The sequence below is a fragment of the Aequorivita vitellina genome (assembly GCF_022008365.1).
GTDB classification, from domain to species: domain Bacteria; phylum Bacteroidota; class Bacteroidia; order Flavobacteriales; family Flavobacteriaceae; genus Aequorivita; species Aequorivita vitellina.
Window position 1 is genome coordinate 60,115 of sequence record NZ_JAIRBA010000023.1, and the last position, 6,000, is coordinate 66,114.

The following is a 6,000-nucleotide window of genomic DNA, read 5'->3' on the forward strand; positions in this document are numbered from 1 at the left end:
TTTACCGCAAGAAGTAAGCCTTCAAAATTCAAACTTCAATTTTATGCAACCTTTACATATTCTGCTACTTATACTTGGTTACTTTATAGTTTTAATACTTATTTCTTATTTTACAAATAAAGGCGGCAGCAATGCCGATTTTTTTAAAGCCGGAAAACAATCTCCTTGGTATTTGGTTGCCTTCGGAATGATTGGTGCATCGCTCAGCGGCGTTACATTTATATCTGTTCCGGGGTGGGTGGAAGCTTCAAAATTTAGTTATTTTCAGGTGGTTTTGGGTTATGTTGTGGGTTATGCGGTAATTGGTACAATTTTGCTTCCGTTGTATTATCGTTTAAATCTTACTTCAATTTATACATACTTAGAAGGTAGGTTTGGAAATGCTTCGTATAAAACGGGCGCTAGTTTCTTTTTGCTTTCAAGGGTTGTGGGGGCGAGTTTTAGACTCTACTTGGTGGCGGTTGTGCTTCAAAGCTTAATTTTTGATGATATGGACATTCCGTTTTGGGTAACGGTAACCATAACTATTTTACTTATTTGGCTTTATACTTTTAAAAGCGGAATAAAAACCATTGTTTGGACAGATACACTGCAAACCCTGTTTATGTTGGTAGCAGTAGGAGCCGCGGTATATTACGTTTCAACCGATTTAGGACTCTCCGGCAGCGGTCTTTTCACTTTTATTGCAGATAGCGATATGAGTCAGATTTTCTTTTTTGACGATTGGAAATCTGGCGATCATTTTGTGAAACAGTTTATAAGCGGTGCTTTTATAGCCATTGTAATGACTGGTTTAGATCAAGATATGATGCAGAAAAACCTCACTTGCCGGAATTTAAAAGACGCGCAAAAAAACATGTTTTGGTTTACAATTGTACTTACCATTGTAAACTTTGTTTTTTTAACATTGGGGTTGCTATTAACTGTTTACGCACAGCAAAACGGAATAGATGCTCATAAAGATCAACTTTTCCCCACGCTTGCGGCTCAAGAAACCCGATTTGGATTTGGCGTTGCTATATTGTTTATTTTAGGATTGATAGCAGCTGCTTACAGTAGTGCGGACAGTGCGTTAACGGCTTTAACAACTTCTTTCAGTATCGACATTATGGATATTGAAAAAAAATACGACCAAAAGAAACAAGTTATTATGCGAAAACGCATTCATATTTTGTTTTCACTTGTATTAATTTTAGTAATCATCATTTTCAAATATGTAATTGCAAACGATTCTGTAATCTCAAAACTCTTTGTTTACGCGGGTTACACCTATGGGCCACTTTTAGGTTTGTACGCTTACGGACTTTTCACAAAATGGAATGTAAAAGACAAACTTGTACCCATAGTAGCTATTGCAACACCATTTATTGGGTATGCTATTAGTGCTTTAAGTGCTGCATATTTAAATTTTGAATTCGGGTTTTTTATACTAATCTTAAACGGAGCGCTAACCTTTTTCGGTTTAATATTGATCCGTACCCAAAAGAACTAAGGTACAAGCAACTTCGGTCTCAATATTATTTTTACGAAGAATTTCGTAAAACTCAGGATTTTCAGTTCCAGGATTGAAAACAACGCGCTTCGGTTTTAACGAAACAATGTAATCGTAATATTCTACTTGCCGCTTCGGATTTAAATAAAGTGTAACGGTATCAATACCGTCAAAATTTACTTTTTCAGTTGAAATCGTAATACCAGCAACTTCGCCTTTTTTTAAACCGATGGCCGCAACAGGATGCCCGTGATTTACTAAACGATTAATTGCAAGGTTTGAATATCTACTAGGATTAAGGCTCGCGCCAAGAACTAAAGTCTTTTTCATCTTTGAATGTTTTTTATGAAAAATACAATTCTTCTTTCCAAGATTTCATAAATGTTAGTTAAAATGAACATTTCGTGAAACAATTTGCCGTTTTCAACGTCTATATAATAATAACAATTTATTCTTTACTGTGAAATTTTTACGTTGATGGTTAGTGTTAATAATAGCAGTAAAGATTCAAACCCGGGGCAAAATGCTTCGGGTTTGTTTGTTTTTTAAGGTGTGTTATTGTTGTGTTAAATGACGGTTTGCAGTGAAACTATTCTGTGTTTTTAATCGTCTATATAATAGATACCTAAAATTTCATTTTATAATTTATTTGAATTAGCCTTTAACGAATTATACCTTTTTTAGGTAAAATAAAAGCCTTTCGGTTTTGCTGAAAGGCTTTTTTACATTTGTTATTTTGAAGAAATCACCATCTAATTATAGCGCTTCCCCAAGTAAATCCGCTTCCGAAGGCTGCCAACACCACCAAATTTCCTTCCTTTATTTTTCCTTCTTCCCAAGCTTCGGTTAAAGCAATTGGAATAGAAGCAGCGGTAGTGTTTCCATATTTTTGAATGTTGTTAAAAACCTGATCGTCTGTCAATTTCATTTTATGTTGAATAAACTGCGAAATGCGCAAATTGGCTTGATGCGGAATAAGCATATCAATATCATTCACGGCAAGACTATTTGCTTCCAAACCTTCCTTGATAACTTCAGAAAAACGCACAATAGCGTGCTTAAATACAAACTGCCCATTCATTACGGGGTAATAGGGTATATTTTCTTGTGGGTTATCTTCAATTATTTCGGGCACCCAGTATTCGGTACTTGGACCCCGCAATGAAAGCTCGTTTTTATGTTGACCTTCACTGTGAAGGTGGGTTGATAAAATTCCACCTTTTCCAGTTTCATTTCTAGAAACCACTGCTGCACCAGCACCGTCGCCAAAAATTACCGAAACATTTCTTCCGCGCGTTGTAAAATCGAGTCCGCCACTGTGATTTTCGCTACCAATTACCAAAACGTTTTTATACATTCCCGTTTTCACAAACTGATCTGCAACCGAAAGTGCATATACAAATCCGCTGCATTGGTTGCGAACGTCTAAAGCAGGAATGGTCCGCATCCCCATCATTTCCTGCACTTCTACCCCACCGCCCGGAAAATACATATCTGGGCTAAGGGTTGCGAAAACAATCATATCTATATCGTTCGGCTTTAGATTAGCGCGTTCCAACGCAATTGTTGACGCTTTTACAGCCATAACAGATGTAGAATTGCCATCGCCCTTTTTAATATGCCTGCGCTCTTTAATACCCGTGCGTTCTTGAATCCACGCATCATTAGTATCCATTAATTTTGAAAGATCGTCATTGGTAACCACATTTTCAGGCACATAATGACCCAAACCAGTTATTTTTGAAGTGTACATTGAGTTCAGTTTTAAATAGAGTGGAAAGATAAGTATATAGCCCAATTCAAAGAAACAAATTGATGTATTATATGCTATGCGCGCATAGTAATTGAATTCACTTTATTTTGAATATCTTTAGCCTTTTAAAACTTTTGAATATGAAAAACCTCATTGCTACTATTGCATTTCTTTTACTCGCTACGCCTTTTATTGCGCAGGAAAAACTCACCTATCAAAAACCACCCACAGAAATTTTAGAGCTTGTTGACGCGCCGTTGGCACCTGCCGTTTGGATTGACAGTAATGGTGAAAATGTTGTTTTGTTTTATCGCGATGCCTATAAATCTATCGCCGAACTTTCAGAGCCCGAATTGCGTTTGGGCGGACTTAGAATAAACCCCAAGACAAACATTGGTAGCCGGACCAGATTTTACAACAATATAAAGGTGAAAAAAGCCACCGAAAAAGATGCGCGACAAGTAAATGGTATTCCGGCAAATGCTAGGCTTTCAAACTTTACTTTTTCACCCAACCAAAAAATGTTAGCGTTTTTAAATACTACAGATTCCAGCGTTCAGCTTTGGCTTGCAGATATTGAAAAAGGTTCAGCCAAGCAATTTAGCACCCTTAAATTAAACGCCAATATGGGCAATCCTATAAATTGGTTTAAAGACGGCAGCGCCCTTTTGGTGAATGTAATTCCGCAAGACAGAAAAGAATTAATAAATACTGCAGCGGCTGTACCCGAAGGCCCAACAGTAACTGTAAGCGATGGCGAAAAAGCCCAAAACAGAACCTATCAAGATTTGCTGAGCAGCCCAAACGACGAATACAATTTTGAGCAGTTGGCACTTTCAGAAATTAAAAAAATTGCTTTAGATGGAACTGTAACTAATTTTCTTCCCACGGCCATGTACGACGATATCGATTTTTCGCCCGACGGTAATTATGTAATGGTTACTTCACTTAAAAGGCCGTTTTCGTATATCGTGCCTTACCGCCGCTTTCCGTTTGAAAGCAATATTTACAGTAGCGATGGAAAACTAATTCAAAAAGTGAACGACGTGCCGTTAAACGAAGTAGAGCCAAAAGGTTTTATGGCAACCCGAATGGGGAAACGCCGAATGAATTGGCGCGCAGATAAGCCTGCAACAATATATTGGGCAGAGGCTTTAGACAAAGGCGATCCCGAAGTAAAAGTAGATTTCCGCGATGCCGTTTATGAATTGGAAGCTCCATTTAACGGAAAAGAAAAATTGCTTTTAAAAACGATAAACCGTTACTCCAGCATTATTTGGGGGAATGATAATCTGGCTATTGCTTCAGATTATTGGTGGAACGACCGCAATACAAAGAGTTATACTTTCAATCCGTCAAATGCTTCGGAAACGCCGCAGATTATTTTCGATAGAAATTACCAAGACAGATACAACGACCCCGGAAGTTTTGTAACCACTAGAAATGATTTTGACGAACGCGTTCTCGAGTTGGAAAACGGCAATGCATTTTTAATGGGCGATGGTTTTTCAGAGGAAGGACAATTTCCGTTTATTGATGAATTCAATTTAAAATCTCAAAAAACAAAACGCATTTATCAATCTGAATACACCGATAAACTTGAAAACCTTAATTCTGCAATTGATATGAAGAAAGGGAAGATTTTGGTACGCATAGAATCGCAGAATGAATACCCTAATTATTACTTCAGAAATATTAAAAAGAAGAATGATTTAACGCCAGTTACTTCTTTTGAAAATCCGTTTAAAAGCATTCAAAATGTCCATAAAGAAGTTATTACGTACAAACGTGATGATGGCTTGGAATTGGAAGGAACGTTGTATTTACCAGTAGGTTACGATACGAAAAAGAAAGAAAAAATGCCGATGATTCTTTGGGCATATCCACGTGAATTTAAAGACAAAGCCAGTGCTTCGCAAAACACAACAAACCCAAATGAGTTTATTTATCCATATTACGGTTCGCCAATTTATTGGGTAACGCAAGGTTATGTAGTTTTAGACGATGCGGCTTTCCCAATTGTAGGGGAAGGCGATGAACAACCAAACGACACTTTTAGAACGCAATTGGTCGCAAACGCAAAAGCTGCCATTGATGCTGTTGATAAAATGGGTTATATTGATAGAAATCGCGTTGGCGTTGGTGGGCATTCCTACGGCGCTTTTATGGTTGCCAATCTATTGAGTCATTCCAATCTTTTTGCAGCCGGAATTGCACGGAGCGGCGCATACAACAGAACACTTACGCCTTTCGGATTTCAAAGTGAAGAACGAAGCTATTGGGATTCTCCCGAAACATACAACACCATGTCGCCATTTATGCATGCCGATAAAATGAAAACTCCGTTGCTGCTAATTCACGGAGAAGCTGATAATAATTCAGGAACCTACCCACTGCAAAGTGAGCGTTACTTTAATGCTTTAAAAGGTTTAGGTGCAACGGCAAGATTAGTTATGTTACCAAAGGAAAGTCACGGTTACAGCGCCAAAGAGAGCGTTTTACACGTGCTTTGGGAACAAGACGAATGGCTTGATAAATATGTAAAGAATAAAAAAGAAAATACTTTAAAACTTTCTGAAGAAACTAAGAATTAAGTATAAATAAAATAGGTTAAAAATAAAAGAGGTCGTCTAAAAACTAATTAGGCGGCCTTTTATTTCATGCGCTACTTTTTAAGACCTTTCCCGGATTGGGTTATTGAGTTAATTGTTATTGGTTAAAAGTAAAACAAAGCGACTCTTATATGGCCAAAGTC

At 37.5% G+C, this 6,000-nt stretch carries 4 protein-coding genes; 2 read left to right on the top strand and 2 right to left on the bottom strand.

Features of this window, described 5'->3' with window-relative positions; translation table 11 throughout:
• Positions 1-43: 43 nt before the first annotated feature.
• Positions 44-1,492 (top strand): sodium:solute symporter, encoded by a 1,449-nt coding sequence (locus tag K8089_RS11665; RefSeq protein WP_237603471.1) that lies wholly within the window; start codon positions 44-46, stop codon positions 1,490-1,492.
• On the opposite strand, the gene K8089_RS11670 is transcribed toward K8089_RS11665, so the two are convergent.
• Positions 1,463-1,822, bottom strand: coding sequence for a CoA-binding protein (locus K8089_RS11670; RefSeq protein WP_237603466.1), 360 nt, complete (start codon positions 1,820-1,822; stop codon positions 1,463-1,465). The two genes, K8089_RS11665 and K8089_RS11670, sit on opposite strands and share 30 nt — an antisense overlap.
• A 415-nt stretch (positions 1,823-2,237) precedes the next feature.
• Positions 2,238-3,245, bottom strand: coding sequence for a 3-oxoacyl-ACP synthase III family protein (locus K8089_RS11675; RefSeq protein WP_237603467.1), 1,008 nt, complete (start codon positions 3,243-3,245; stop codon positions 2,238-2,240).
• A gap of 140 nt (positions 3,246-3,385) precedes the next feature.
• Between K8089_RS11675 and K8089_RS11680 the strand changes: the two genes are divergently transcribed.
• Entirely contained in the window at positions 3,386-5,839 is a 2,454-nt protein-coding gene (locus tag K8089_RS11680) for an alpha/beta hydrolase family protein (protein ID WP_237603468.1), read from the top strand.
• Positions 5,840-6,000: the final 161 nt, after the last annotated feature.